Here is a 26265-nt window from a genome sequence, read left to right as displayed (position 1 = left end):
TCATGCGCGCCTTACAAGATATCCAGGGCCTGAAATTTCCCGACGACTATGTCATCCGGCATTTCTACAAGACTGGACTGCATAACCGTAAGGGCCATGTGCTGGAAGTCGGCTGTGCCGCCGGCAACAACCTGATGCTCTATGCCGACTATGGCTGGCAGGTCACCGGGGTCGATATTCTCCCCGAAGCGCTGGCCCAGGCGCGGCATAATCTGGGGCTCGGCGCGATCCTGATCGAGGCCTCGGCCGACGACGGGCTGCCCGAAGGCATCACCGAACCGGTGGATGTCGTCCTGCTGCCCAATGTGCTGTGTTACCTGCGAGACGACGGTGTTGCCGCCCTGGCCAAGGCCGTTCGTGCCCATGCTGCACCAGGTGCGGCGATATTCGTCCGTACACGGCTTATCGACGATTATCGCTACGGCAAGGGCGAACCCGCCGGACCCGACAGCTTTATCCTCAATACGGTTGAGACCGGCGAGGCCGGGCTGTTCCACCGCTTCTACAGCCGTGACGCCCTGATCGCGCTGATCACTGGCGCGTTCGGCGTGGTTGATCCCAGCGTCTTTCATATTCGGTTCGACAACTTCCAGGCCGGACACCTGATCGCGAACAACTCAGACCTGGTCATCTGGGGCCAAATTTCTGAAGAAAAGTTCGCCGGATGAGCACGCTGCATATCGTCGGCGGAGGCTTGAGCGGGTTGACAGCCGCCCTGATGGCGCATGACCAGGGCTGGCGCGATATCCGCCTGTACGAGCGCACCTCGGCCATCGGTGGGGTCGCCCAAAGCCGCATCGTCAACGACCACGAAGTGCGCACTGGCACCATCTATTTCGGCGACGACCGCGATCCGCAATTGACGCTTCTGCGCCGCCATGGCCTGAACTTCGAACCTTTCGAAAACCGCTTCGGCTCGGTTAGTGTCGTCAACGGCAAGGACTATTTCCAGCCCGGTTTCGGCGGTCCGGTGATTGCGGCGCCCGATGGCGATATCGCCCTGAACCCCGGCCCGATGACGTCGTTGCAGGATCGCTTCGACCGTTATCCAACGGAGATTGCGCAACGCCTGACGACTATGGCGCAGTGGCACCTAAACGCTGATCCGGCCCGCGTCATTGGCGACGGTGCCGTTCCCATGGCGATGAACCGGGTGATCGTCGCCGACGCCGACAACGATACGCTGAAACAACTCAAGCAGTACGACAGCCTGTACGATGAACTCTACGGTCTGCCGCGCGATGCCTGGGGCTATAGCGCCAATGCGACGGCACACCTGCCGGTGGGCGGGTTCCCCCGCCTGTTCGACGATATGCGCCAGGTGCTGAATGACCTAAACATCGCCATCTGCGACCGCAGCTTGATCACGCCCAAGGTCGCCCACGACCTGATGAACCGCGGCGAGCGGGTCTACTGGTCCGCCAACCCGATGCCGCTGTTCCCGCACGCCGGCATGAAGGCGCCGCAGTTGCTGCGCACCGACTTCCACGTTGTGAGCCTGACCTGCCGCTATGGCCTGGAAGCCCCCTACTACATCCAGAACTTCACAACCGAAGGCGCCATCTTCCGCCTCTACGCCTATCCGACGGCGACAGCTTCGATCGTCACGCTGGAATGCGTCCGTCCTGCCAATGAGGCCGACCTGCGCCTGGAGGCCAAGCGCCTGGTCGCTGATACGCCTATCGCCGACCTGCTGACCGGCGAGGTGGTACTGGAAGAGCGCCAGCCGCGCTGGCTGTTCCATACGGTGGAGACGGTGGCCGCACTTGGCGTATTGCGCCACCATATGGCCGAACGCTACGGCGCCTGTTTCATCCCCGGCGGCTGGGAACAGTACGCCAAGGCTGCCAAGCACGCCGCCCTGCAGACGGCGCTTGACCGGGTTGCTGCCTGATGCGGGCGGCCATCATGCAGCCGACCTACCTGCCCTATATCGGCTATTTCGATCTGATGCGCCGGGTCGATGTCTTTGTCTTTCTCGATGACGTCCAGCTGGAGCGCCGGTCATGGCAGACACGCAATCGCATCTGGGCCGCCGGCCAGGAGCAGATGCTCAGCATCAGCCTGAGGAAGCATAACCAGACCGACCGTCTGGATGAAGTGGTTCTGAACGATGAAAGCGACTGGCGGACCAAGCATCTCAACGCCCTGGAAAATGCCTATCGCAAACGGCCGGGATTTGCCGAGGGCATGGACTTTATCCGTCCGCACCTGACGCCGCAGCCGGACCAGAAGCTGAGCGATTTCAACATCGGGATCATCGAAGATGCCGCCCGCCGCCTGGGCATCGCCACCGCGACCCAGCGCGCGGCGGCCATGGGATGCGGGGGCAAACGGTCGGAGCATCTGTTGGCCATCTGCCGCGCCGTCGGGGCGACCCACTATGTCTCGCCGACCGGTTCGCGGGACTATATGGAGGAGGAGGGCGTGTTCCGCGCCGCCGGCTTCCCCGTCGAGTATTTCAGCCACGCGCCAAAGCCCTATCCGCAAGGGTTTGAGCCTTTCGTGCCCTATATGGCCTTTGTCGATGCCGTCATGAATGTCGGCTTTGCCGGGCTGAGCGAGGTGCTGGGCGATGCGTAAGCTGTGCGTCATTCCCGCCCGCGGCGGCTCCAAGCGCATCCCGCGCAAGAACGTCAAGCCGTTCCATGGCCGGCCGATGATCAGCTATTCGATCCAGGCGGCATTGGACTGCGGCCTGTTCGACGCCGTGGTGGTGTCGACCGACGACGACGAAATCGCTCAGGTCGCGCGTGACTGTGGCGCCACGACGCCGTATGTGCGCCCGCCCGAGCTTTCCAACGATCATGCGGGTACGGACGATGTGGTTGCTCATGCCATCGGATGGTTCCGCGATCGGGGCGAGGTCTATGATGCGACCTGCTGTATCTACGCCACCGCGCCCTTGCTCGATCCGGCGCGATTGGTAGAAGGCTGGGAACGGCTGCAACAGCCCGGCAAACGCTTCGCCTTCAGCGTGACGTCCTACGCATTTCCGATTCAGCGCGCCCTGTACCGCACCGCCGACGACGGCGTCGAAATGTTCCAGCCTCAGCACCTGATGAGCCGTTCCCAGGACCTGGAGCCCGCCTTTCACGACGCAGCCCAGTTCTACTGGGGCTGGTCGGACGCGTGGCTGGCGGGTGAGAACATGTATTCGCCGGTGGCCGCACCGGTGATCCTGCCGCGCACACATGTGGTCGATGTCGATACGCCGGAGGACTGGGAGGTCGCTGAACTCGCCTTTGAGGTCTTAAGGCGAGAGTAATCGGCCTATGGTAGCGTCGCACCATGATGCCCAAGCTCGCCCTGCTCATCGACGGTGATAACATCGGCCCGCAGCTGATTGCGCCTCTGTGGAAACATGTTGTCTCGATCGGCATGCCGAACGTCCAGCGTGTGTATCGTGACTGGTCCCGCGGGCCGGATTGGAAAGAGGTCCTACTGAAATACGCGCTACAGCCGGTGCACCAGTTCAACTACGCGCCGGGTAAGAATGCTACCGACATCGCCATGGTGATTGACGCGCTCGACCTGGCCCAGACAGAGCTCTATGACGGCTTTTGCTTGGCCTCATCCGACAGTGATTTTACCCCTCTGGCCATTCGGTTGCGACAGAGAGGACTGAAAGTCTACGGCTTCGGCGAAGGCAAAACACCGACGGCCTTTCAGCAGGCCTGTGACCGGTTCATCATTCTGACATCGCCGCCAAAGACTAAGGTAGCCTGACCACTTCGCTCAGCACCGACACGCCCGACTCGTTGAACGCCTCGACCGCTACATAATAGCCGACGCCGACGTTCAACGCCCGCAAATCGAACGCCGTGCCTTCATCCGCCCATTTCTGATAGGTCAGGGTCAGCCGGTCCGGCTTGATGCCCCAGCGGACATTGTAGCCGACCGCGCCCTTGACCGGGTTCCAACTGATCCGTGCCTGGCGTTGGTCGGCATCGCGCGCAACTTTCAACCCCGTCGGTTTCACCGGCGCCGCGCCATCGGCTGAACCGAACACGCGCAGGTCGCTGATCGCCAGGTTCGGTGCGGCGATATGGCCGTGGACGTAGCGGATATAACGCGCCTTCACCGCCGCGGGCAGTTCGAAATAGGCATTGGGCCGGTCGCGCTTTTCCTCGCCGGTGTCGGCCAGGGGTGTCCAGGTCTTGCCGTCCAGCGAGCTTTCCAGCTTGAACTCGGTGTAGATGCCGGGCCGGTCTTCATAGATGCCGGACTTGTAGTCGGTATAGTTGACCTGCACCGCCCGCACCGTCTTGGCTGCGCCCAGGTCCACGGTCAGGGTTTCGCCCGGCTTGGCGCTGCCGGCCAGCCAAAAGGTGCGCGGGTCTTCGTCCGTCGTGCGGTCGGGCGTGAACTCGCCCTGGACCGATGAGGCCACAGCTTTTTTCCGGTACGACAGCAGCATCCAACCGGTGAACAGCGCGTCCGGGTCATCGATCTTCGCGGTCGGCATATATTGCGGGAAATCAGCAAAGCGCGCCGACACCGCCATCTGGCCGTCGTTGTAGAATTTCGCCGGCATCATGTCGATGCGGCGCTCGAAGGTCCAGTTGTAGCCGATCCACGGCGTGCCGGTGTTCCAGTAATTGCCGTACTTGTCCTGGAAGGTCGAACCGTGACCGGCGCCCTCCATGAAACCGCCCGGCTTGTAGGCCACCGGGTTGTAGTCGGCATAGGTGAAGGGCCCCAGCGGGTTGTCGCCGACATAGACGCCGTTGCCGTAGACATTATATTCCGTACCCGGAGCACCGTACTGCAGATAGTATTTGCCGTTGACCTTGTTCATCCAGGCGCCCTCGGTGAATGGCTTGATCGGCGTGCCGTTGGCCAGTGTCCCGCTATGATCCTGGCCGAAACGCTCCCAGCCGTGTTTGTCGGGGTCCAGCCAGATGAACTTGTTGGGCTTGTCCTTATAGGCAAAGGGTTCCGGCGTCATCTCGATGCCGTAGATGGGATAGACGTTGGACGAGCCCCAGTACATGTACCACTTGCCGTCGTCATCGATGAACAGGCCGGGATCCCACGGCGACGGCTGGACCTGGTCGGGCTGGATCTTGTACTCTTCGCCTTCGCCGACGGCGGTCGGCACCGGAGGCGTGCGGCGGACCCAGAAGTCGAGCTTGCCCGAAGCCGGGTCGGTGCTTTTCAGCAGGCCGGAGACGCGGGTGTGCGACTGCATGATGTACAGGGTCTCACCGTCGGAAATCACGGCCGGGGCGACGATGCTCTCGAACGGCCAACGCGACGGTGTGACGAAGTCCCACTGGATCAGGTCGTCCGACTTCCAGTAACCGTCAGCCAGGGTCTGGAACAGGTAGTAGGTCCCCTTGTGCAGGACGATCACCGGATCGGCGCCGGTGCGGTACGAGATCTTCTCGTTCATCTGCTCGAAATTGTAACGGTAATCTATGTCGAGCGGATTGATATAGGTCGTGCGTTCTGTGGCTATGACGGGCTGCGCAGCCAGCAGCAGGGCCGCGAGGGCGGCAGTCGTTCTGAACATGATTTCCTCCGTCTTTTGCGGCTGTCTTAGCCTTCGGAGCAATCCATGTAAACGTTTACTTGTGTTAATCCGCCTTGCTTCCCGGAAAGCCCGGCAGGGCCAGGTCGTAGCGGATGGCGGCCGCGCGCAGGGCAAAGGCGGCGGCGAAACCGGCCAGGGCCGAGGGCCAGAAGGCCAGGCCCAGCCCTTCGGCGATGACGAAAACGATGGCCCCCAAAAGCGCGGCGGTGACATAGATTTCACGCCGCAGCAGCATGTTCGGTTCGCCGGCCAGGACGTCGCGGATAACCCCGCCGAAACAGGTGGTCAGCACGCCCATGACGACCGACGATATCGGGTGAACTCCCAGGGACATGGCCTTGGCGGTGCCGACCACGGCGTAGGCGGCCAGCCCCAGCGCGTCCAGCCACAGCAGGGCGCGAAACCGCCAGCCGCGCTTGCCCAGGCTCCAGACGATGATGGCGGCGGCCAGACAGACGAGAAGATAGCCCGGCCGCTGGACCCAGAAGACCGGCGCCCCGATCAGCAGGTCACGCAGCGTACCGCCGCCGACACCGGTAATGGCGGCGAAAAAGGCGAAGGTGATGATGTCGTGCTTGCGTTCAGCCGCGGCCAACGCGCCGGTTGCCGCGAAAACGGCGACGGCGGCATAGTCCAGCCAGAAGAGGGCAGTCGAGAAGGCGTCCATGGCCGCCTCTTACACGGGCAGCGCGGCGGTTACCAGTGGCCGCGATGACCGCGATGGACGTTGTAATGGCCGTAGTGCGGGCGTGAGGTGAAGTAGACGGTGGCGTAGCCGCGCGGCGCCGGCGGCGGGGCGTAATAGCCGTCGTCGTAGCTGTAGTAGGCGCCCTGATAGCACTGCACGCTGTCGTCACCCAGCGACCGTCCCATCATGCCGCCGACCATCGCGCCACCGATCGTATTGCCACCGCGATCCCAGCGGTGGGACAGGCTGTTGCCGAGCAACCCGCCGGCAATGGCGCCGACGATGGTGCCCGTGGTCCGCGACCGGGCCTTGCGCTGATAGCAATAGCCGTCGGCGCGTTCGCCGTCGTCATAGGCGTCTCGCCGGGCATCGGAACGCCCCTGCGCGTAGGCGCGCGCAGAAGCTTCATCGGCGCGGCCCTGTTCGTAGGCGCGTTGTTCCGCCTCGACTTCGCTGTAAGGCCGGGTTTCGACGGATTGTGCGAGAACAGGCTGGGCCAGCGCAAAGGCGGCGCCGGCAATCAGGGTGGCCTTGGCCAGCACCTTGGTCATGGGTACTCTACTCCGGGAGACGCAACTGAGTAGGTACTAGCAGCTGTCTTATGAACGGCGACTGAACGAATTGTGACCGGTTTGGACGCGGTCAAAGCGACAAGCTGACGCAGCGGCGGGCCGTCGCATGGTGCGCGCCCTATTCCCGTAGTATTTCCATGGACATTCCGGCGTGCCTCAGGAGAATGACCATGACTGCCCCGCTCGTTGACCTCAGTGTCCATCACCAGCCCAAGGGTTTTTCGGACCATTTTGCTTTTGGCTTCACGAAGCTGCTGCGCTTTTGCGCCGACACCTTCTTTGCCAGGCGCTACGGTCACCGCGCGGTGGTCCTGGAAACTGTCGCCGCCGTGCCGGGCATGGTCGGCGCCACCATCACCCACCTGAAGTGCCTGAGGCACATGAAGGACGATAACGGCTGGATCCGTACCCTGATGGAGGAGGCCGAAAACGAGCGGATGCACCTGATGACCTTCATCGAGGTGGCCAAGCCAACCATGTTCGAGCGCTTCGTCATCATCGCGGTGCAGTGGGTCTTTTACATCGCCTTCTTCGCCCTGTACCTGATCTCGGCCAAAACCGCGCACCGCGTCGTCGGCTATTTCGAAGAAGAGGCGGTGATCAGCTATACGCATTACCTGGCCGAAATCGATGAGGGCCGCAGCCGCAACGTGCTGGCGCCCGCGATTGCCAGGCATTACTGGAACCTGCCGGCCGAGGCGACCCTGCGCGATGTGGTGCTGGTGGTGCGGGCGGATGAGGCCCATCACCGCGACGTAAACCACGGCTTCTCGGATGAGATCGCCGGCCGGCCCGTGGATGCGGCGAAGGTTGCGCCCTATCCGGACCATGCGCCAGAGCTGAGCCTGAAGGACGCGGCTTAATTGTTTTGGGGTGCAGGGGTCTGAGACCCCTGCCTCTTCCTGTTGACTTCATGAATGCCAAACGCCACCGCCATGCAGAGCAAGAGACCATACCCACCCAACAGCCCTGTCACCGTGATATAGGTCCAGTTGTTGAAATGCGTGATGCCGGCGGCGAAGTGTGAGGCGACGGTGGCGATCTGCAGCGCCGAGGCAACCAGGGTCCAGATCCGGCGCGACCGGAAGGACAGCGCCATCAGCAGCAGCATCGCCACGATATCGATGACGACGACCGGCAGTTCCGGTCCGCCGTAATTGCCCCATTGATGCAGGGCAAGACTCAGGCACCAGGCCACGAGTACGATGCCGGCGCCGACGCGGTTGGCGCCGTCGCCACGCCACAGCCCCCAGCCGCAGATGATCAGGCACAGGACAAATCCACCCCAGACCCACACGGGATTGCGCTCCTTGAAACGTTTCGCGGCGTAAATGCCGGGTTTCGTGGCGACGCGATAGGGAAATCTAACCGACGGCGCTTTTTACCTCGGCGGCCTGCGCCGTCCGCATCCGGCGGGATTCGCGGTTGATAATACCAACGATCAGACACAGCAACAGGCCGAAGGCCCAGATAGGGCCCAGGGTGTCGGCCACGTCGATGTCGCGGAAGGCATAGACGGCCACCCTGTCGATCATCAGGGCCCCCGCCGGCAATGTCCACAATCGCCGTGACCACAGCGACAGGGCCATCATGGCCAGCATCAGGGTGATATCGACGGGGAAAAGGCTCAGGTCTGGCGTCGGAAAGACCAGGCCCAGGCCGGTGGACGCAAGGGCGAGAACCGCCGCGATCCGCAAAACGGCGTCGCCGCGCCACAGGGCCCAGGCGCAAATTATGGGATACACTGCGAATACCAACAACAGCAACGGTGCCTCCCCTGAAACCGAAGGGCGCTGCAGACACCGTCCGTCCGCGTTGCCGCGAACGGACGGACCGCACCCCCATGCCCCCCAAAGGTCCGCCAAGGGCGCAAAACGCCATCGGCGGAATCCCGAATTCCGGCGTGCCTGAGCTGCCTTGACGTTAACGTCAGTGGGGCAGGGTGCGCATGTTCTGAATGCCGTGCAGCAGGACCATCACCGATCCCAGCAGCGCGCCCGCGACCAGGGGAATCAGGATCGCGGCCAGCAGCATCAGTCCAAGCCATTGCAGATGGCTGAGCCGGCGAAGGCGTTCAGCGAAGGTCTGCGCAGGTGTCTCGGGCGGGCGGACCGGCAAGGGATCCGCCTGAGGTGACACTGACGCATCGGCGGCAGGTTGGTCCATTCTCCCTGAAGGGTATCCTCTCTGAAGGGGGATGGCGGTTCCGCTTTCCTGCGCCATCAGAAAACGCGCGGCTTCGCGGCTGGTGGCTATGCCCAGCCGCCGCCGGCCCTCTTCCATATGGGTCTTGACGGTGCTCTCGCTGATATCGAGGAGGCGCGCAATCTCCTTGGCCTGGTGGTTTTGGCCCACCAGGCGCAGGACCTGCTTCTGACGTTCCGACAGGGTCTCGATGCCCATGTCCCTGACTCCCCGGCGCCTTTAAGTAACGCACGTAGTAACGTACCTGGCCATTTACGCCGGGACGGCGGCCGGCTTCAAGGTGAATGGTGGCGATTTGTGTCCGTCATGAAATTAATCTTCAGATAGTTTTATTAAACTGCAAAACGGGTTATGACGGCGCCCGCATCAGCAGGGGTTACAGGTTTATGTCTCGCGATCGTTTGCCGCCGCTGTCGGCGCTTCGGGTTTTCGAAGCGGCGGCGCGGCACGAAAGCTTCAAACAGGCGGCGGAGGAACTGTTCGTGACGCCGGGCGCCGTGTCGCAACAGATCCGGCTGCTGGAAGACCATGTCGGTGTCGAGTTGTTCGTGCGTGACGGCCGCCGCGTCGTCCTGTCCGATGCCGGTAAGGCCTCGGCCCAGATCCTCAAGGAAGCCTTCGAAAAGATGTTCGAGGCGACCCGCCTGATGAAGTCGGGCACCCAGAAGGGTCGGGTGACGGTTTCGGCTGCCCCCAGCTTTGCCGCCAAGTGGCTGATGCCGCGTCTTTATGAGTTTAGCGCCGCTAACGAGGATATCGATGTCTGGGTCAGCGCCGATATGGCGCCTGTCGATTTCGCCGTCTCCGATATCGACCTGGCCGTGCGTTACGGCAACGGCCACTATAACGGGCTGCATGTCGAACACCTGCTGCCGGAAGCCGTGGTGCCGGTGTGCTCGCCGCTGCTGTTTGAAGCCGCGCCGATGCGCAAGGCCGAAGACCTGGCGCATCACGTCCTGCTGCACGATGTCGGCGCCGAAACCGATCCGTCCTGTCCCGACTGGGCCATGTGGCTGAAGGCGCACGGCGTCGAAGGCGTCGACGCCAGCCGCGGCCCGCGCTTTAACCAGAGCTCCATGGTGATTGAGGCGGCGGTTGCCGGCCGCGGTGTGGCCCTGGCCAAGCGCACGATCGCCGAGGCCGACCTGCAAGCCGGCCGTCTCAAGGTGCTGTTCGACGAAAAGGACAAGCCGCTGGACTACGGCTACTGGCTGGTCTGGCCGCAGACGCGCGAGCCCAGCGCCGGGCAGGTGCGCTTCATGGACTGGTTGCGCGCTCAGGCGAAGGCCAGCGCCGACACGGCGCCTAAGGGTGCCGACGAACGACCGGTCTTCGCGGCGCAGGATATTTGATTCTTTACCCGCTTGCCGGGAGAGATAAAATCAGGCCTTACGCCACCTCATACCACGGCGGGGTCGGCAGACCTTTTTCCTTCAGGAAGGCCGGGTTGAAGATCTTCGAGGCATAACGGTTGCCGTAGTCGCACAGCACCGTGACGATCGTCTTGCCGGGACCCAGGTCCTTCGCCATCTTCATGGCGCCGACCACGTTGAGGGCGGCTGATGTCCCCAAACACAAACCTTCCGTCTGGATCATGTCGTACAGCACCGGCAACCATTCGTCGTCCGCCACCTGGTAGGACCGGTCGATGGTGATGCCTTCCAGGTTGGCGGTGATGCGGCCCTGGCCGATGCCTTCGGTGATCGACGATCCTTCCGACTTCAGCTCGCCAGTAGTAAAATAACTGTAGAGTGCCGCGCCGTACGGATCGGCCAGACCGATCTGAATATTCGGGTCTTGCGCTTTGAAATACAGGCTCAGCCCGCCCAAGGTCCCGCCGGAACCGACCGAACAGATAAAGGCGTCCAGCTTGCCGCCGGGCGTGTCCAGAACTTGGGCCAGGATTTCCGGGCCGGTGCCGTCGATATGGGCCTGGCGGTTGGCGACATTGTCGAACTGGTTGGCCCAGACCGCGCCCAACTCCTGGGCCAGGGTGCCGGAATAACGGACATAGTTGTTGGGGTTGGCATAGGGCACGGCATCGACCTCGATCAGCTCGGCGCCCAACTGGCGGATGGCGTCTTTCTTTTCCTGAGCCTGGGTACGCGGAATGACGATGACGCATTTGTAGCCCAGCGCATTGGCGACCATGGCCAGGCCGATGCCGGTATTGCCGGCGGTGCCTTCGACGATGGTGCCGCCGGGCTTCAGCGTGCCGTTCTTTTCGTGGCCCCGGATGATCCACAAAGCGGCGCGATCCTTGATCGACTGGCCGGGATTCAAAAACTCCGCCTTGCCGTAGATCTCGCAGCCCGTGGCCTCGGAGGCGGCCTTCAGGCGGATCAGGGGGGTGTTGCCGATCAGGTCGACGACGGAAGAAACGGTCTTGGCCATGGCAGGGCTCCGCAGAAAGGTTGCGCTTGCTATCAAATCTGGCGGCGCAACCCAAGCGATGGATTCTAATCGCGAGATTTAGCCCATCTGAGAGTGGAAATAACCCTATCGCCTTTTTATATTGCTCCCGCATAAGGTGGCGAGGTTTCGAGGAGAGTGTGTCATGGTGTTTGTGGGGATCGCGGCGGTCGTCGCTGCCTTGCTGTGGTTGGCCTTTTTCTACACCGTCATCCGCGCCAGCCGTTCGGGTAATGGCCTGCGTGAGGAGTTGCGCGGTATCGTGTTCGACGCCTTTTTCGGCTTCCTGACGTCACGCCTGGGTGGCCAGATCGCGCGCACCATCACCGCCGGCCGCGCCTGAAAGCAGTTGTCATTCCGCCTGCGGGTCCGTAATAGCGGTTTTTTCGCCGCTGCTCAGGATTCCCGATGGCCGTCTTTACGCCTGTTTCCGATGACGATGCCCGGGCCTATCTGCGCGCCTACGATATCGGCGAGCTGATCCATCTCGAAGGCATCGAGGAAGGCGTTTCCAACACCAATTTCAAGGTCGAAACCACGACCGGGCTCTATGCCCTGACTCTGTTCGAGGATGCCACGCCGTGGGACGACCTGCCGTGGTTCATGGATTATACGCTCTATCTCGACCGCAAGGGCTATCCAGCGCCCGGACCGGCCCTGAAGCGTGACGGGTCGAGCCTGGGCGAGATCAATGGCAAACCCTGCGCCCTGATCAAATGGCTGCCCGGCCGCTGGCCGCGCAACCCGGATGTCCGCCACGCCGCCTCGGCCGGTGAATTCCTGGCGCGCCTGCACCTGACCGGTGGCGACTTCCCGCAGATTCGCGGCAACAGCATGGGCATCGACATGTGGCCGCACCTGATCGCGCGCTGCGAGCCCAAGGCCGCGAACTCGCCGCGGGCCCAGGCCATACTGGAGGATTTTCGCGGTGAGTTGATCTGGCTCCAGGCGCATTGGCCGCAGGACCTGCCCAAGGGCGCCATCCATGCCGACTATTTCACCGACAATGTCTTGATGGATGACGACGGACGGGTGACGGGCGTCATCGACTACTATTATGCCTGTACCGATTTTTACGCCTACGATCTGGCGGTGTCGCTGAACGCCTGGGGCTTTACGCCAGGCGGCCAGCCCATGCCGCACATGATCCATGCCTTTGCAGCGGCCTATAACGACCTGCGCCCGCTGTCACCGGCCGAAATCGCTGCCTTGCCGCTGTTCGCGCGCGGTTCGGCCATGCGGTTCACCCTGACACGGCTGTACGACCTGTTGAATCACGATCCGTCCTGGGTGGTTAAGCCCAAGGACCCGGAAGCCTTTTACCGCCGGCTGGATTTCCACCGTTCGGTCTCCGGTGGCGCGGACTACTTTGTCTGACACCCATCACGGACGTCAGTCGCCCTGATCAACCGCTGGAAACTATGCCGTGAAAGCCGTCACGGCCTTCAGGGCTTCTGCCTGGTCGTTGGGGATGGCGGTGATGGTTTCCTTCAGCCCATGCAGACGCGCGATCGCCTCGGGTACCTCGGGCTGGAAGCCCAGGGCGCCGGCGACGAAGTGCGGGAACTTGGCCGGATGGGCGGTGGCCAGCGCAATGTGCGGGCCTGAACCCTTGCGCTTCAGCGCCGCGGCGACGGACACCGCCGTATGCGGGCAGATCACCTTGTTCCAGGTCTTCCAGGCGTGCTGGATGGTGGCGGCGGTCTCGGCCTCGGAAATCGTGCTGGCCGTGACCTCCTTCAGGCAGGCGCCCTGGAGCTCGCTGGACAGGCGGACCTCGCCGCGGGCGGCGAAGGTTTCGAAGAAGCCGCGCGTGCCGGCAGCCGAACGGCCGGCGGCTTCGAAGATCAGGCGTTCGAAGTTCGACGGTGCCTGGACGTCCATGCTGACCGAGGCCGATTCGACGGCCTGGCGGCGGATATATTTGCCGTCGTTGAGCGCCTGGCTCAGGGCATCGTTGCGGTTGACGGCGGCATGCAGGTGGCCGACGTTTCCACCGATCTTGCGTGCCACCCAGCCGGCGAAGGCGTCGCCGAAATTGCCGGTCGGCACCACGAAGTTCGGCCGTTCGGCGCCCGAAGCCGCACTCGCGGCCAGATAGTAGGGCACCTGGCCCAGCAGCCGGCCCCAGTTGATCGAATTGACGCTGGAAATCAGGCCGCGCGCTTTGAGGCTTTCGTCACCCAGCAGCGCCTTGACGATGCGTTGGCAATCATCGAAATCGCCTTCGACGCCGATATTGAGGACGTTATCGGCCTCGACCGTCGTCATCTGCAGGCGCTGGACCGGCGAAACGCGGCCCAGCGGATGGAAAACCACCAGTTTCACCCGCGCCGAACCGGCGAAGGCACGTACGGCAGCCGCGCCCGTATCGCCCGAGGTGGCGGTGACCAGGGTCAGGTGTTCGCCGGTCTGGGCCAGGGCGGCGTCAGTCAGCGGGGCCATCATTTGCATGGCCATGTCTTTGAAGGCCAGGGTCGGGCCGTGATACAGCTCCAGCAGCCAGAGATTGTCCTCCAGCTGAGTCAGCGGCGTCTCACCGTCGCGCAGGAAGGCGGCGCTGGTGCGCTCAGCCGCGGCGCGGACGGCCGCAACCCCCAGGACGTCGACGCCGAACAGGTTGAGCAGTTTTTCGGTCAGGTCGGCATAAGGGCCGGCCGCCGCGGCATTCAGGTCGAAATCGGGGGTGGGATAGGCGGCCGGCACGTACAATCCGCCGTCGGGCGCCAGACCGTCCAGCAGAGCGCCGGCGAAGCTCTTGGGGCCGGTGAATCCGCGCGTACCTATATAGTTCATTTTGTTACCAAATTTCCTTAGCGGAGTTACAACTTGCGGCCCGTTGCGCTTGTGCTACAAGCCGCCCCCGATCACTCCGCTTTACTATCGGGCGGCCTATCATTTTCAGGCAGGCGAGAAAAGAGCCTTCATGTCCGCGAACGCCACAATTCCTGTCCTGCCCGATATTCTGTCCGACGCCCGGCGCATCACCATCAAGGTGGGCTCGTCCCTGATCATCGACGCAAAGTCAGGTGAACCCAATGCCGCCTGGATGGCCGGCCTGGCGGCCGATATCGCTGCGCTGAAGGCCCGTGGTTGCGCCGTCATGCTGGTATCCTCGGGGGCGGTGGCGCTGGGGCGGCGCTATCTGGGTTTGACGCGCGCCAAGCTGAAGCTGGATGAGAAACAGGCGGCGGCGGCGGCGGGGCAACCGCGGCTGATGAGCGCGTGGGAAACCGCCTTTGCCGGCGTGGGGCTGAAGACGGCGCAGGTGCTGCTGACGCGGGAAGATACCGAGAAGCGCCGGCGCTGGCTGAACGCGCGGGCGACCGTGGACACCCTGTTCGACCTGGGCTGCGTGCCGATCGTCAATGAGAACGACACCGTGGTGACCGAAGAGATTCGCTACGGCGACAATGACCGCCTGGCGGCGCGGGCGGCGCAGCTGGTGCGCGCCGAGGCCCTGGTGCTGCTGTCGGATATCGACGGGCTGTACACGGCCGATCCGCGCAAGGATCCGAAGGCGGAACATATCGCCGTGGTCGAAAAGCTGGACGCGCGCATCGAAGCCATGGCCGGCGGGGCCAATGCCCAGGCAGGGGTCGGGACGGGTGGCATGGCGACCAAGATCGCCGCCGCCAAGATCGCGGGATCGGCGGGATGTGCGACCCTGATCGCCCTGGGATCGGCGATCCGGCCTTTATCGGGCCTGGCCGGGCCCATGGGGGCGCGGTTTACGCTGATCAAGCCGCAGGCGTCGCTGTCGGCGGCCTACAAGGCGTGGATTGCCGGCACGGTGGTGCCGGCGGGCAAGCTGATGCTGGACGAAGGTGCGGTGCGGGCGCTGCATAACGGCAAGTCGCTGCTGCCGTCGGGCATTGTCGAGATCATCGGCGGCTTCGACAAGGGCGACACCGTGTCGATCATCTCACCGGCCGGGGTGGAAATGGCGCGCGGTATCGTAAGCTACAATGCCGAGGACATCCGCCAGATCCGCGGCCGGACCAGTAAGGATATCGAGGGGATACTGGGCTATACGTCCGGGGATGAGGTCATCCATAGGGATGATATGGTTCTGGTTTAAGTAAAAATCCTGCCAATCCGCTCGGTTTCCCATGAAACCGTCGCCTTTTTTCGCGTTTGCGGTATAAAGCCCGCAAGAAAAGGACAATCCGATGGCCGACCAATCCCGCACCCAGACCCTCAATGACCTGATGTTCGCCATGGCCGAAAAGGCCAGACAGGGCGCCGAGGCCCTGCGTCTGGCGGGACCAGAGGTGCGCACAAAGGCCATCCTGGAGTCCGCCAAGGCCATCCGTGCCCGTGAAGCCGAAATTCTGGCGGCCAACGACGCCGACCAGGCCGCGGCGCGCGACAAGGGCCTGACCGACGCTATGATCGAGCGGCTGATCCTCAATCCCGCCCGGGTCGAAGCCATGGCCAAGGGCCTGGAGGAGGTCGCGGCCCTGCCGGACCCGGTCGGCCGCGAACTGGCGCGGTGGAGCCGGCCCAACGGGCTGGATATCGCCCGCGTCTCGACCCCGATCGGCGTCATCGCCATCATCTACGAATCGCGCCCCAACGTGACCGCCGATGCGGCTGCCCTGTGCATCCGCTCGTCCAATGCCGCCATCCTACGCACCGGTTCGGAAGCGCTGAACTCTGCCCTGGCCATCTATGCCGCCTTCGAGGACGGCTTCCGCGCCGCCGGCCTGCCGGATTCCTGCGTGCAACTGGTGCCGACTTCCGACCGCGATGCCGTCGGCTTGATCCTGGGCGGACTGGGCGGCGCCATCAACCTGATCATTCCGCGGGGTGGCAAGTCGCTGGTCGCCCGCGTCCAGGCCGAGGCCCGTGCGCCCGTCCTGGCGCACCTGGAAGGGCTGAACCACACCTATGTCCACGCTTCCGCCGACCCGGAAAAAGCGGTGGCGGTGACCCTGAACGCCAAGATGCGCCGCGTGTCGGTGTGCGGCGCGACCGAGACCCTGCTGATCGACCGCGCCGTCGCGACCGACTTGCTGCCGAAGATTGCCGAGGCGCTGGTCGCCAAGGGTTGCGAGCTGCGCGGCGATGATGAAGCCCAGGCCATCTTCGCCATGAATGCCGCGACCGAAGACGACTGGAAGACCGAATACCTGCTGCCGATCCTGGCCGTAAAGGTGGTCGATGGGCTGGACGCCGCCATCGGCCATATCAAGACCTACGGTTCGGGCCACACCGAAGCCATCATCACCGAAGATGCCAGGGCCGCCGAGACCTTCCTGAACGAGGTCGACTCGGCCATCGTCATCTGGAACGCCTCGACGCAATATGCCGACGGCGGCGAGTTCGGGCTGGGCGCCGAGATCGGTATCTCGACCGATCGGCTGCATGCGCGCGGTCCGGTGGGTGCTGAACAACTGACGACTTTCAAATATGTCGTCCGCGGCGAAGGCCAGACACGCCCCTGATCGCCGGTTCAACGCAAAACCTGCGCGTTTTCCGAGCGTTTCACGCTTTCCAGGCGAGTCGTCACAGGACTGTCGTCAAATCGCTTTAAGAGCGCCGTTCTTTCATATTATGGAAGTCGTAACGGACTTCGGATGTAGTCGGGCGGATGGACAAGCGCAAATCGGTTTGGAACGTGGTACCGGCGGGCAGCGTGATCGGCATGATCGCGCTGGTCGGCATTGCCGTGATCCCCGTCCTGCGGCCGTTCCTGATCTATGCCGCCCTGCTGGTGGTCGCCTACACCATGTACAAGTACCTGGTGATCATCGGTGACGCCGAGGGCCGCATCAAAGCCCTCAAGCTTCCCGAGAAGCAGGTCAAGGTCCAGCCGCAAGGACCCAGTTTTCAGGAAGTGTTGCGCGGCATTCCCGATCCGGTGATGATCGTTGCCGGCATCGAGCCCGACGACATTGCCGGGCGCTGGATCGTCTTCGCAAATACCGCGGCGCAGGGATTGTTCCGCATGGACGGCGAGGGCGGGCTGCTGGTCAGCACCATCCGCAATCCCGAAGTGCTGGAATGCGTCGATGAGGCCCTGTTCGGCGGTATTTCGACCTCGACCTTCTACGATCTGGCCGGCGGCGCGCGCGACCAGATCTGGCGCGCCTATGCCAGTCCGCTGCCGGTGAGCGGGCCCCAGCGCCTGGCCCTGCTGACCCTGCGCGACGAGACCGATGCCCGCCGCATGGAGCGCATGCGCGCCGACTTTCTGGCCAACGCTTCGCACGAACTGCGCACGCCCCTGGCCTCGCTGGCCGGGTTTATCGAGACCCTGCGCGGGCCGGCCAAGGACGACGAAAAGGCACGCGAAAAGTTCCTCGACATCATGGCCACCCAGGCCGAGCGCATGCGCCGGCTGATCCAGGACCTGCTGTCGCTGTCGCGTATCGAGCTGAACGAACACGTGCCCCCGTCGGGCGAGGCCGACCTGACCCTGGCCGCGCGCGATGTCGTCGATTCGGTGTCGCTCATGGCGCGCGACAAGGGCGTCCGCCTGATTATCCGGGCCCCCAAGCCGGGGCTCTATCCCATCCTTGGTGACCGTGATCAAATCCTGCAGGTGGTTCAGAACCTGGTCGACAACGCCCTGAAATACGCCACGCCCGGGTCGGAGGTCACGGTCGATATCCGCTATGACCTGAGCCTGGAACAGGCCGTGGCCGGCAGCAATACGGGCGCGGCGCGGCTGGTCCTGCTGCGGCCCGACCGCAATGTTCACGACTTCTACGCCCAGGTCATCGTGCGTGATGGTGGACCAGGGATCCGGCGTGAATTCCTGCCGCGTTTGGCGGAGCGCTTCTACCGTGTCGAAGGCCAGAAGAGCGGCGACAAGCTGGGTACCGGCCTAGGTCTGGCCATCGTCAAGCACATCATCAACCGCCACCGCGGCGGGCTGGTGGTCGAAAGCCAGAGCGCCGGTGCGTCCGATGCCGCCGATGTGCTGGAGCGGACGCCCAACGAAAAGGTGGCCACGCTACCGGCGGCCGCGCCGGAGACCTTCACGGCCTTCAGCGCCTGTTTCCCGCAGGCCCGCGCCTATGGCCTGGGCGCCGACACCCCGCGTCTCGTCATTTCCGACGGCGTTCCGCGCGACCTGAAAGACGCAGTTTAGTCTGTAATCCCAAGGATTTGTCCGTTAACCACGGATTATGACGCACCTGCGGCATCACATAATAAAACTGTCACAAAATTCCCCTAAAGGCCCTATAATTCTTGGTTACACTTCAGGTTTAGGCTGGCGAATCACTCGCGGGGCATAACCGTCCGAATGGAACCAGGATAAGGAATTCTCAGGTGGCACAGTTCAAGATGGGCTCACACATCGTCAAAACCTACCAGGAAGAGCTGGATCAGCTCAGCGCCGAGGTGGTGTTGATGGGCGGCCTGGCCGAGGCCCAGGTGGCCGATGCCGTCGAAGCCGTCGCCCGCCGCGATGTCGGCCTGGCCCAGAGCGTGGTCCAGCGCGACCATAAGCTGGACGAGCTGGAAAAGGACGTCGAGCGCAAGTGCATCCGTCTGATCGCCCTGCGTCAGCCCATGGCCGACGACCTGCGCAAGACCGTGGCTGCCATGAAGCTGGCCACCTCTCTGGAGCGCACTGGGGATCTTGCCAAGAACATCGCCAAGCGCGCCATGGTCATCGCCGAGGCCGAACCGATGACGCCGCTGACCCGCTCGATTGAGCGCATGGGCAAGCTGGTGTCGTCGCGCCTGCGTGACGTGCTGGACGCCTACAAGTCGGGCAAGCTGGACCTGGCCCAGAATGTCTGGGCGTCGGACACCGAGGTCGACGAGCACTACAATTCGCTGTTCCGCGAACTGCTGACCTACATGATGGGCGACCCGCGCACCATCTCGGCCTGCACCCACCTGCTGTTCATGGCCAAGAACCTGGAACGGATCGGCGACCACGCCACCAACATGGCCGAACACATCCATTATGAACTGACGGGCGAAGACTATGTCGAAGACCGCCCCAAAGGTAACACCTTAAATTCCATAGAGTGAGCATGCGCCCCTATATCATTATCGCCGAAGACGAGGACGCGCTGTCGACGCTCCTCCATTACAATCTCGAAAAGGAAGGCTATGAGACCGCCATGGCCGCCGATGGGGACGAGGCGTTGATGATGATCAAGGAGCGTCAGCCCGACCTGCTGGTCTGCGACTGGATGATGCCCAAGGTGTCGGGTATCGAGGTCTGCCGCCGGCTGCGGTCGGCGTCGCCGACGCGCAACCTGCCGATCGTCATGCTGACCGCCCGGTCGGAAGAAAGCGACCGCATCCGCGGGCTGGATACCGGCGCCGACGACTATGTCGTCAAGCCGTTTTCGATGGTCGAATTCCTGGCCCGCATCCGCGCCGTCCTGCGCCGCATCCGGCCGGGCCTCAGCGACGACAAGGTCGAGTTCGGCGAGATCAGTGTCGACCGCCTGTCGCATCGCGTTCAGCGCGGCGGCCGCGACATCCATCTCGGGCCGACGGAATACAAGCTGCTCGACCACTTTATGCAGTACCCCAAGCGGGTCTTCTCGCGTGAGCAACTGCTGGATGCCGTGTGGGGCAATGACGTCTATGTCGAGGCCCGCACGGTCGACGTCCATATCGGCCGCCTGCGCAAGGCGCTGAACAAGGGCGACGAGTACGATCCTATCCGCACGGTTCGCAGCGCCGGCTATTCGTTGGACCTGCAAGGTTGATTTGACGTGAAGTGTGGCGGTGGTAGGTTCCCCGCCATGAAACACGCCCTCCTGCTTCTGGCTTTCGTTGCTGCACCGGCCTTGGCCGCGCCGCCGCTGAACTTCTCCGTCGAGGTGACGAAGGACGACGCGCCCAAGGTCGTGACCGTCCTGGAGCGCCAGTTCGATGTCGGCCAGGGCGCCGGCTGGCATATCCATCACGGAATCGAGATGGTCTATATCGCCGAGGGCGAAGTCGAGATGCGTGTCGGCACGGAAGCGCCGCGGATTTTGCGGGCGGGCGAGAGCGTCCAGATTCCGCGTGAAGTGCCGCATACTGCCACCAATATCGGCAAGGTGCCGGTGAAGCTGATCATCACCTATGTGACAGATTCAGGCTCTGACCTGCGCACGCCGGTCGAGGCGCCGTCGGGGCATTAAACCCGTTACATTCGATACGGGCTTGAAATCCCCGCCAACAGATGTTATCTGCCGCCCTATGACCAGCTACGCCTATGAATCGTATTCTACCATCGCATAGCGTCTCTCGTTGACCGGGAGGCGAGGCCTCTCACGTGTTCGTCCGAACCCCTGGCAGGTCTCTCCTCCAGGGATTTTTTATGCCCGCTGCCGGGCGACCACAAGGATCGAACCCCATGCTGACCTCATCGGTCTTCACCACCTTGGATAGCGAACGTGCGCTGGCTCTGCGCGCTGTCGCGGCCGCATGGGCATTCGCAACCTGACGCTCCGTGTCATTCCGACCCGGAGCCGCTGAAACGGACTCCGGGCTTGATCCTGCATCAACCCGCCGGTCCGTCCGGCGGGTTTTTTCGTTTTCAAGCTGCGCGTCCTCGTGCGGCTCACACAGAATTTGGCGCGCCAAAGCCAACAGCCGCCGGGCCCGGATTGATCACCTGGGTTCGTCGGCGCTCTTAAACAAAGGAAGTAAGCGTGTAATTATGACCAAGGTACATGTGAATGTCGGTACCATCGGCCACGTCGATCACGGCAAGACGACCCTGACCTCGGCCCTGACCCAGGTCCAGGCCCTGCGCCTGGGCGGCAAGGGGCTGTCGTTCGATGAGATCGACCGTGCGCCGGAAGAAAAGGCCCGCGGCATCACCATCAACACCACCCATGTCGAGTACGAGTCCGATGCCCGGCACTATGCCCACATCGACTGTCCCGGCCACGCCGACTATGTGAAGAACATGATCACCGGCGCGTCCCAAATGGATGGGGCGATTCTGCTGGTCGACGCCACCAAGGGCGCCGCGAAGCAGACGATCGAGCACATCCTGCTGGCCCGTCAGGTCGGCGTACGCCACATGATCGTGTTCGTCAACAAGCTCGACGCCCTGGCCGCGGATGAGCGCGACGACATGAAGGCGCTGATCCAGATGGAAACCGAAGCCCTGCTGGAAACGCAAGGCTACGAAGGTACGCCGTTCGTCTTCGGCAGCGCGCTGAAGGCGCTGGAAGCGGTGGCGCGTGGCGATCTGGCCGATCCTGCCGTGACGGGCATTATCGACCTGGTGGCGGCGCTGGACGCCTCGATTCCGGATCCGGTGCGGGACTTCGACAGCCCGTTCCTGATGCCGATCGAAGGCGTGCACACCATCGAAGGCCGCGGCACCGTGGTCTCCGGCCGGGTCGAGCGCGGCGTCATCAAGGTCGGCGACAAGGTCGAGATCGTCGGTCTCGACAATGCCGGCCGCGAAGTCGTGGTCACCGGCACCCAGGCCTTCCGGAAGGATATCCCGGAAGCCCGGGCCGGGATGAATGTCGGCCTGTTGCTGCGGGGTCTGAAGCGTGACGGTGTCGAGCGTGGTCAGGTTCTGTCCGTGCCCGGCGCCATCAAGGCCCATACCCGTGGCAAGGCCCAGATCTTCGTCCTGACCAAGGAGGAAGGCGGCCGGCACACGCCGTTCGCCGGCGGTTACCAGCCGCAGTTCTTCTTCGGCGTGACCGACGTCACCGGCGTCATCAACATCGCCGATGACGGTGTTGTGTCGCCCGGCGATCAGGCTGAGATCAGCTTCGACCTGAAGAAGCCGGTCGGTATCGAAAAGGGCATGCGGTTCGCTATCCGCGAAGGCGGCAAGACCGTCGGCGCGGGTCTGGTGACCGAGGTGTTGGCCTGAAACGAAAGGCCCGGCGTTGGGATTCCAACGCCGGGCGTTTTACGTAGCTGAATTCCGACTTCATAGCCCAACCAAAAACGTCTTCGAGCAGTACTCGCACGTGATGTGCACCATGCCGTCGGGCTCCAGCATCTCGTTCTGCTCTTCCTCCGTGAAGGACTGAACCAGGCCCTCGACGCGCTCCTGCGAACAGCGGCACTGTTTGTGGACCTGCTTCAGAGCACTCAAGCGCACGCCGTCCTCATGGAACAGGCGGTACAACAGCCGGTCGGCCGTGACTTCGAAATCGGTCAGTTCCTCTTCACCCAGGGTCTCGAACAGGGCGCGGATATGCTGGAACGACTCTTTCGTCTCGCCACGCGTCTCGTCGCCGGCGATCGCCTGGATCATGGCGCCGGCGGCACGCCAGCTGCGGCCGTTCATCCCGGTCAGCTCCGTGACGGCCAGCTTGATATGGGTCGGCACCTGTTCCGACTGGGCGAAATAGTGCTCGGCGCACAAGGACAGACTCTCGCCCTCGATCGGCGTGATGCCCTGGTAACGCTCGGCATGGTCTTCCGGGTCCAGCGTCATGATGAAGGTGCCCTTGCCCAGCAAAGTCTCCGCTCCCAGGCTCTGGAAGCTGCCTTCATTCTCCTGGATCAGTACGTCCAGCTCTTCCGGATCATAGCGGCAGAAACCGCGCAGGCCGCCCTTGGTGTCGTAATCGGCCACGACATAGCGTACGGCGCCCGACCCCTGCGCTTGGAGGATCAGCCGGCCCTCGAACTTCAAGGAAGCACCGACCAGGGTCGCCAGCACGCAGGCCTCGCCCAGCAGGTTGGCGATGACCGGAGGGTAGTCATGGCTTTTGAGGATCTGGTCGATGGTATCGCCCAGCCGCACCAGACGCCCGTGAACCGGGTGCGTTTCGATCACGAAACGGGCAGAATAATCAGAGGTCGGTTCCGAGGTATCAGGCATGAACGCAGAGAGTTTTTGTTGCACGTTAAACGACTTTGTCAGGGTCGCCGTCAGATTTAAAGGCAATATGCCGCCCTCGCCAATAAGAAATGACGAATACGCCGATAATAGCGTTGTCTGGAGGACATATTTATCTTATCTGCGGCGCAATTGTTGCGGGCAGGGCGACGATATCGTGCCGCCTTTGCCCCCCATATGGGCGCGTACATCATGAATGCAAGCTTCACCCCGCCGAACCTCGCCACCCTGATCCTGGACTTCGACTCGACCTTCACCTGCGTCGAAGCCCTGGATATCCTGGCCGAACAGCTGGCCCTGGCTGACCCGTCACGCACGGACCTGGCCCTGATCAAGCCGCTGACCGACCAGGCCATGTCGGGCGAGATCGGCTTCTCCGAAGCCCTGCAGCGCCGCATCCAGATTCTGAAACCGACCCGCGACGACATCGCCGCCCTGGCCCAGACCCTGAAGGGCAGGGTGTCGGCCTCGATCACCCGCAACAAGGCGGTGTTCCTGGAACATCCCGGCAAGTTCCGCATCATTTCGGGCGGCTTCCACGACTTTATCGAGCCGGTGGTGGCCGACTTCGGTATTCATCCGGAATACGTCCTGGCGAACCGGCTGATCTGGGATGAAAACGGCGTTGCCATCGGCGTCGACCTGACCAATCCGCTGTCGCAGGATGGCGGCAAGATTGTCGCCGTCAACAATCTCGGCCTGCCGGGCACCATCGTCATGATTGGCGACGGCTGGACCGATTACGAGGTCTATAAGGGCGGCGCGGCCGAGCGCTTCTACGCCTTTGTCGAAAACGTCGCCCGTCCCAAGGTCGTCGCGGCCGCTGAGGGTTGTGAGTCGACCCCGGTCGCGCGCTCGTTCGACGAGGTCCTGCACGCCGAAGGCTATCAGGGCCGCTATTCCTTCCCGCGCTCCAAGCTGAAGGTGCTGCTGCTGGAAAACGTCCACCCGGAAGCCGTCCGCCTGTTCCGTGAGGAAGGTTATGACGTCTCGACCGTCAAGGGCGCTCTGGACGAAGACGACCTGATCCAGGCGATCCAGGGGGTGCACATCCTGGGGCTTCGCTCCAAGACGAACGTGACGGCGAAAGTGCTGGAACATGCCGATAAGCTTCTGGCCGTCGGGGCCTTCTGCATCGGCACCAACCAGATCGACCTGAAGGCCTGCTCGCAGAAGGGTATCGCCGTCTTCAACGCGCCCTATTCCAACACCCGCTCGGTGGTGGAGATGGTGCTGGGCCTGCTGGTGGTTTTGACCCGCGACATTCCGGACAAGTCGGCCGCCATGCACAAGGGCGTGTGGAACAAGTCGGCCACGGGCTCCCACGAAGTCCGCGGCAAGACCCTGGGCATTGTCGGCTATGGCGCTATCGGTTCGCAACTCAGCATCCTGGCGGAAGCCTTCGGCATGCGGGTCATCTATTACGACCTGGCGGAAAAGCTGCTGCTGGGCAATGCCAAGCGCTACCGCTCCTTCGACGCCCTGCTGGCCGAGGCCGATGTCATCTCGCTGCATGTCGACGGCCGGCGCGAGAACAAGAACCTGATTGGCGCCGCCCAGTTCGCGCGCATGAAGGACGGGGTGATCTTCATCAACCTGTCGCGTGGCCACATCGTCGATATCGACGCCTTGGCTGACGCCATGAAATCGGGCAAGGTTTACGGCGCCGCCATTGACGTCTTCCCGGAAGAGCCGCGCACCAATGACGATCCGTTCGACTCGCCGCTGATGGGGTTGAAGAACCTGGTGCTGACGCCGCATATCGGCGGTTCGACCGAAGAAGCCCAGGAAGCCATTGCCGAGTTCGCTTCGGAGCGGTTGCTGAACTTCCTGAACCGCGGCGACACGACCTTCTCGGTCAACATGCCGCATGTTCAGTTGTCGGAAGTCGAGGGCCGTCATCGCTTCCTGCACCTGCATCAGAACGTGCCGGGCGTGTTGGCGGCGATCAACGCCGTCATGGCCAAGTATAATCTGAACGTATTGGCCCAGCACCTGAAGACGACCGAATCCTTGGGTTATGTGATCGTCGACGTCGACAATGGCTATCCCAAGGAAGCCCTGGAAGAGCTGAAGCAGGTTCATGGAACCCTGAAGTTCCGCTCGCTGACCTAGGGTAAAAAATCCCCTCTCCCCGTTTACGGGGAGAGGACGAGAGCGGAACGAAGTGAACGCGATCGGGTGAGGGGCTTTTCTGAAAGTTCAACGGCAACCGAGCCTTCAGAAGAGCCCCTCACCCTAACCTCTCCCCGCAGGCGGGGAGAGGGGCTTACTGCCGCATCTTCCGCGCTCTCAATCAAAATACAGGACGTCGTCGTCCTGGTCGGGGTGGTCTTCCTGGCCGGTCAGGCGCTTCCACGCATCATAGACCTCCTGCGGCACCTTGGCGGGCTTGGCCTCACCGGGCTTCAGGGACGAGACGAACGAGAACTTCAAACCCATGCGGTTGGGCATGGACCACGCCGCCTTGCCGCAGCGCACCGAGTTCTGATCCAGGTCGATCAGCCAGATTTCCGCCGGCAGGTCGCCGATCGCCGCCATCGACACCCGCGCACCCGAAGCCGACTGGTCCATGATGCGGCACGGCACCACCTGATGCGTCGACAGGAAGAGGAGGGCGCCACGGTCATCGCAGTTCGTCCGCGGTTCCGAACGCCGGTCGGCATACTGGTCGGGCGTGATGATCTCGGCTTTGGACGGCCGGTGAGGATCGGACATGGTGAGGCGCTCGGCGAAACTTTGATCGTATGCAGACGGACAGCGGCCGGGATTCAAACGCGGTACGAACTTAACTCATGCACCGGATACGCGAAGGCGGCTCAAGGGACAAAACATTAGGCCCTCATGGTTTATAAAACGTTTGCAAACGCGAAGGCAACCAACGATTTCCGGGGCGGAAATTTCTTTCCCTTGACATTTATCCGCTTTGCCGTCATTAAGCGGCCTTCGCATCTGCGAAAACACCTGCAGCGCCGATTTTGGCGCCCGCTGGCCGCGTGAGGTATGGTCGTTTACGACTACATATCGCCAGCTTTCCAAGGCCGCCTTCAGG

The 26265-nt window shown here is 62.9% G+C and carries 27 protein-coding genes; 17 read left to right on the top strand and 10 right to left on the bottom strand.

The window, feature by feature from the left end; genetic code table 11:
- Positions 1-2: 2 nt before the first annotated feature.
- Genes ABAC460_RS27640 through ABAC460_RS27620 form a run of 5 tightly spaced genes read left to right on the top strand, consistent with a single transcriptional unit; the run spans position 3 to position 3729 of the window.
- Positions 3-668, top strand: coding sequence for a class I SAM-dependent methyltransferase (locus tag ABAC460_RS27640; RefSeq protein ID WP_031236328.1), 666 nt, complete (start codon positions 3-5; stop codon positions 666-668).
- The gene (locus ABAC460_RS27635) at positions 665-1894 is read left to right on the top strand and encodes an NAD(P)/FAD-dependent oxidoreductase (protein WP_023451829.1); all 1230 of its coding nucleotides are present in this window, start codon (positions 665-667) and stop codon (positions 1892-1894) included. The genes ABAC460_RS27640 and ABAC460_RS27635 overlap by 4 nt, the downstream gene beginning before the upstream one ends.
- Before the next feature lie 14 nt (positions 1895-1908).
- Positions 1909-2583, top strand: a complete 675-nt coding sequence (locus tag ABAC460_RS27630; RefSeq protein ID WP_235075745.1) for a WbqC family protein — start codon at positions 1909-1911, stop codon at positions 2581-2583.
- Positions 2576-3268: a pseudaminic acid cytidylyltransferase gene (gene pseF, locus ABAC460_RS27625; RefSeq protein ID WP_023451827.1), complete on the top strand. Its 693-nt coding sequence runs from the start codon at positions 2576-2578 to the stop codon at positions 3266-3268. Before ABAC460_RS27630 ends, pseF begins: the two co-directional genes overlap by 8 nt.
- Before the next feature lie 23 nt (positions 3269-3291).
- A complete protein-coding gene (locus ABAC460_RS27620; protein ID WP_023451826.1) occupies positions 3292-3729 on the top strand; it encodes an NYN domain-containing protein in 438 nt (145 codons plus the stop codon).
- Here ABAC460_RS27620 and ABAC460_RS27615 read toward each other — a convergent pair.
- The 3 genes from ABAC460_RS27615 to ABAC460_RS27605 all read right to left on the bottom strand — a co-directional run bounded on the left by ABAC460_RS27615 (position 3716) and on the right by ABAC460_RS27605 (position 6778).
- The gene (locus tag ABAC460_RS27615; RefSeq protein WP_023451825.1) at positions 3716-5518 is read right to left on the bottom strand and encodes a family 43 glycosylhydrolase; all 1803 of its coding nucleotides are present in this window, start codon (positions 5516-5518) and stop codon (positions 3716-3718) included. The genes ABAC460_RS27620 and ABAC460_RS27615 overlap by 14 nt on opposite strands.
- A 64-nt stretch (positions 5519-5582) precedes the next feature.
- Entirely contained in the window at positions 5583-6206 is a 624-nt protein-coding gene (locus ABAC460_RS27610) for a trimeric intracellular cation channel family protein (protein ID WP_023451824.1), read from the bottom strand.
- A 29-nt stretch (positions 6207-6235) separates the two neighbouring features.
- Entirely contained in the window at positions 6236-6778 is a 543-nt protein-coding gene (locus ABAC460_RS27605) for a glycine zipper 2TM domain-containing protein (protein WP_023451823.1), read from the bottom strand.
- 191 nt (positions 6779-6969) lie between these two features.
- On the opposite strand from ABAC460_RS27605, the gene ABAC460_RS27600 reads away from it, so the two are divergent.
- A complete protein-coding gene (locus ABAC460_RS27600) occupies positions 6970-7662 on the top strand; it encodes an alternative oxidase (RefSeq protein WP_023451822.1) in 693 nt (230 codons plus the stop codon).
- Here ABAC460_RS27600 and ABAC460_RS27595 read toward each other — a convergent pair.
- From ABAC460_RS27595 to ABAC460_RS27585, 3 genes are all read right to left on the bottom strand, one after another.
- Positions 7659-8096 (bottom strand): hypothetical protein, encoded by a 438-nt coding sequence (locus ABAC460_RS27595; RefSeq protein WP_023451821.1) that lies wholly within the window; start codon positions 8094-8096, stop codon positions 7659-7661. The genes ABAC460_RS27600 and ABAC460_RS27595 overlap by 4 nt on opposite strands.
- Positions 8097-8163: 67 nt before the next feature.
- Entirely contained in the window at positions 8164-8565 is a 402-nt protein-coding gene (locus tag ABAC460_RS27590; RefSeq protein ID WP_023451820.1) for a hypothetical protein, read from the bottom strand.
- Between the two features lie 163 nt (positions 8566-8728).
- A complete protein-coding gene (locus tag ABAC460_RS27585) occupies positions 8729-9202 on the bottom strand; it encodes a response regulator transcription factor (RefSeq protein WP_023451819.1) in 474 nt (157 codons plus the stop codon).
- A 188-nt stretch (positions 9203-9390) separates the two neighbouring features.
- On the opposite strand from ABAC460_RS27585, the gene gcvA reads away from it, so the two are divergent.
- Positions 9391-10356, top strand: a complete 966-nt coding sequence (gcvA, locus tag ABAC460_RS27580; RefSeq protein ID WP_023451818.1) for a transcriptional regulator GcvA — start codon at positions 9391-9393, stop codon at positions 10354-10356.
- Positions 10357-10393: 37 nt separating this feature from the next.
- On the opposite strand, the gene ABAC460_RS27575 is transcribed toward gcvA, so the two are convergent.
- Positions 10394-11398, bottom strand: coding sequence for a cysteine synthase A (locus tag ABAC460_RS27575; protein ID WP_023451817.1), 1005 nt, complete (start codon positions 11396-11398; stop codon positions 10394-10396).
- 163 nt (positions 11399-11561) lie between these two features.
- Here ABAC460_RS27575 and ABAC460_RS27570 point away from each other — a divergent pair, with 163 nt between their 5' ends.
- Positions 11562-11759 carry a hypothetical protein gene (locus tag ABAC460_RS27570; protein ID WP_023451816.1) on the top strand — a complete coding sequence of 66 codons (198 nt, stop codon included), beginning with the start codon at positions 11562-11564 and terminating at the stop codon, positions 11757-11759.
- A 65-nt stretch (positions 11760-11824) separates the two neighbouring features.
- Positions 11825-12793 carry a homoserine kinase gene (gene thrB / locus ABAC460_RS27565; protein ID WP_023451815.1) on the top strand — a complete coding sequence of 323 codons (969 nt, stop codon included), beginning with the start codon at positions 11825-11827 and terminating at the stop codon, positions 12791-12793.
- 42 nt (positions 12794-12835) lie between these two features.
- Here thrB and thrC read toward each other — a convergent pair whose 3' ends face one another.
- Complete coding sequence (thrC, locus tag ABAC460_RS27560) at positions 12836-14212, bottom strand: threonine synthase (RefSeq protein ID WP_023451814.1); 1377 nt, start codon at positions 14210-14212, stop codon at positions 12836-12838.
- A 130-nt stretch (positions 14213-14342) separates the two neighbouring features.
- On the opposite strand from thrC, the gene proB reads away from it, so the two are divergent.
- The 7 genes from proB (at position 14343) to tuf (ending at position 22232) form a co-directional block, all read left to right on the top strand.
- Positions 14343-15497 (top strand): glutamate 5-kinase, encoded by a 1155-nt coding sequence (gene proB / locus ABAC460_RS27555; protein WP_023451813.1) that lies wholly within the window; start codon positions 14343-14345, stop codon positions 15495-15497.
- A gap of 91 nt (positions 15498-15588) precedes the next feature.
- Positions 15589-16866 carry a glutamate-5-semialdehyde dehydrogenase gene (locus ABAC460_RS27550; RefSeq protein ID WP_023451812.1) on the top strand — a complete coding sequence of 426 codons (1278 nt, stop codon included), beginning with the start codon at positions 15589-15591 and terminating at the stop codon, positions 16864-16866.
- Between the two features lie 146 nt (positions 16867-17012).
- Complete coding sequence (locus ABAC460_RS27545) at positions 17013-18518, top strand: sensor histidine kinase (RefSeq protein WP_023451811.1); 1506 nt, start codon at positions 17013-17015, stop codon at positions 18516-18518.
- A gap of 197 nt (positions 18519-18715) precedes the next feature.
- Positions 18716-19414, top strand: coding sequence for a phosphate signaling complex protein PhoU (gene phoU / locus ABAC460_RS27540; RefSeq protein WP_031236325.1), 699 nt, complete (start codon positions 18716-18718; stop codon positions 19412-19414).
- 2 nt (positions 19415-19416) lie between these two features.
- Positions 19417-20106, top strand: a complete 690-nt coding sequence (gene phoB, locus ABAC460_RS27535) for a phosphate regulon transcriptional regulator PhoB (protein WP_023451809.1) — start codon at positions 19417-19419, stop codon at positions 20104-20106.
- Between the two features lie 36 nt (positions 20107-20142).
- On the top strand, positions 20143-20526 hold the full coding sequence (locus ABAC460_RS48060) for a cupin domain-containing protein (protein WP_023451808.1): 384 nt from the start codon (positions 20143-20145) through the stop codon (positions 20524-20526).
- Positions 20527-21047: 521 nt separating this feature from the next.
- Entirely contained in the window at positions 21048-22232 is a 1185-nt protein-coding gene (gene tuf / locus ABAC460_RS27530) for an elongation factor Tu (RefSeq protein ID WP_023451806.1), read from the top strand.
- A gap of 60 nt (positions 22233-22292) precedes the next feature.
- Here the strand turns inward: tuf and ABAC460_RS27525 are convergent, their stop codons facing one another.
- Complete coding sequence (locus tag ABAC460_RS27525; RefSeq protein ID WP_023451805.1) at positions 22293-23195, bottom strand: Hsp33 family molecular chaperone; 903 nt, start codon at positions 23193-23195, stop codon at positions 22293-22295.
- Positions 23196-23405: 210 nt separating this feature from the next.
- On the opposite strand from ABAC460_RS27525, the gene serA reads away from it, so the two are divergent.
- Positions 23406-25328, top strand: coding sequence for a phosphoglycerate dehydrogenase (gene serA / locus ABAC460_RS51005; protein ID WP_031236323.1), 1923 nt, complete (start codon positions 23406-23408; stop codon positions 25326-25328).
- Positions 25329-25505: 177 nt separating this feature from the next.
- Here serA and ABAC460_RS27515 read toward each other — a convergent pair whose 3' ends face one another.
- Positions 25506-25931: a hypothetical protein gene (locus tag ABAC460_RS27515; RefSeq protein WP_023451803.1), complete on the bottom strand. Its 426-nt coding sequence runs from the start codon at positions 25929-25931 to the stop codon at positions 25506-25508.
- Positions 25932-26265: the final 334 nt, after the last annotated feature.

Source organism: Asticcacaulis sp. AC460, from assembly GCF_000495795.1.
Classification (GTDB): Bacteria; Pseudomonadota; Alphaproteobacteria; order Caulobacterales; family Caulobacteraceae; genus Asticcacaulis.
Note: the sequence above shows the minus strand (reverse complement) of the source record. Positions and strands in the feature narration are given on the sequence as shown.

Coding starts and splice junctions, on each gene's coding strand:
- ABAC460_RS27640 (WP_031236328.1), top strand. CDS start 3: ATGCGCGCCTTACAAGATATCCAGGGCCTGAAATTTCCCGACGACTAT.
- ABAC460_RS27635 (WP_023451829.1), top strand. CDS start 665: ATGAGCACGCTGCATATCGTCGGCGGAGGCTTGAGCGGGTTGACAGCC.
- ABAC460_RS27630 (WP_235075745.1), top strand. CDS start 1,909: ATGCAGCCGACCTACCTGCCCTATATCGGCTATTTCGATCTGATGCGC.
- pseF (WP_023451827.1), top strand. CDS start 2,576: ATGCGTAAGCTGTGCGTCATTCCCGCCCGCGGCGGCTCCAAGCGCATC.
- ABAC460_RS27620 (WP_023451826.1), top strand. CDS start 3,292: ATGATGCCCAAGCTCGCCCTGCTCATCGACGGTGATAACATCGGCCCG.
- ABAC460_RS27615 (WP_023451825.1), bottom strand. CDS start 5,518: ATGTTCAGAACGACTGCCGCCCTCGCGGCCCTGCTGCTGGCTGCGCAG.
- ABAC460_RS27610 (WP_023451824.1), bottom strand. CDS start 6,206: ATGGACGCCTTCTCGACTGCCCTCTTCTGGCTGGACTATGCCGCCGTC.
- ABAC460_RS27605 (WP_023451823.1), bottom strand. CDS start 6,778: ATGACCAAGGTGCTGGCCAAGGCCACCCTGATTGCCGGCGCCGCCTTT.
- ABAC460_RS27600 (WP_023451822.1), top strand. CDS start 6,970: ATGACTGCCCCGCTCGTTGACCTCAGTGTCCATCACCAGCCCAAGGGT.
- ABAC460_RS27585 (WP_023451819.1), bottom strand. CDS start 9,202: ATGGGCATCGAGACCCTGTCGGAACGTCAGAAGCAGGTCCTGCGCCTG.
- gcvA (WP_023451818.1), top strand. CDS start 9,391: ATGTCTCGCGATCGTTTGCCGCCGCTGTCGGCGCTTCGGGTTTTCGAA.
- ABAC460_RS27575 (WP_023451817.1), bottom strand. CDS start 11,398: ATGGCCAAGACCGTTTCTTCCGTCGTCGACCTGATCGGCAACACCCCC.
- ABAC460_RS27570 (WP_023451816.1), top strand. CDS start 11,562: ATGGTGTTTGTGGGGATCGCGGCGGTCGTCGCTGCCTTGCTGTGGTTG.
- thrB (WP_023451815.1), top strand. CDS start 11,825: ATGGCCGTCTTTACGCCTGTTTCCGATGACGATGCCCGGGCCTATCTG.
- thrC (WP_023451814.1), bottom strand. CDS start 14,212: ATGAACTATATAGGTACGCGCGGATTCACCGGCCCCAAGAGCTTCGCC.
- proB (WP_023451813.1), top strand. CDS start 14,343: ATGTCCGCGAACGCCACAATTCCTGTCCTGCCCGATATTCTGTCCGAC.
- ABAC460_RS27550 (WP_023451812.1), top strand. CDS start 15,589: ATGGCCGACCAATCCCGCACCCAGACCCTCAATGACCTGATGTTCGCC.
- ABAC460_RS27545 (WP_023451811.1), top strand. CDS start 17,013: ATGGACAAGCGCAAATCGGTTTGGAACGTGGTACCGGCGGGCAGCGTG.
- phoU (WP_031236325.1), top strand. CDS start 18,716: ATGGGCTCACACATCGTCAAAACCTACCAGGAAGAGCTGGATCAGCTC.
- phoB (WP_023451809.1), top strand. CDS start 19,417: ATGCGCCCCTATATCATTATCGCCGAAGACGAGGACGCGCTGTCGACG.
- ABAC460_RS48060 (WP_023451808.1), top strand. CDS start 20,143: ATGAAACACGCCCTCCTGCTTCTGGCTTTCGTTGCTGCACCGGCCTTG.
- tuf (WP_023451806.1), top strand. CDS start 21,048: ATGACCAAGGTACATGTGAATGTCGGTACCATCGGCCACGTCGATCAC.
- ABAC460_RS27525 (WP_023451805.1), bottom strand. CDS start 23,195: ATGCCTGATACCTCGGAACCGACCTCTGATTATTCTGCCCGTTTCGTG.
- serA (WP_031236323.1), top strand. CDS start 23,406: ATGAATGCAAGCTTCACCCCGCCGAACCTCGCCACCCTGATCCTGGAC.
- ABAC460_RS27515 (WP_023451803.1), bottom strand. CDS start 25,931: ATGTCCGATCCTCACCGGCCGTCCAAAGCCGAGATCATCACGCCCGAC.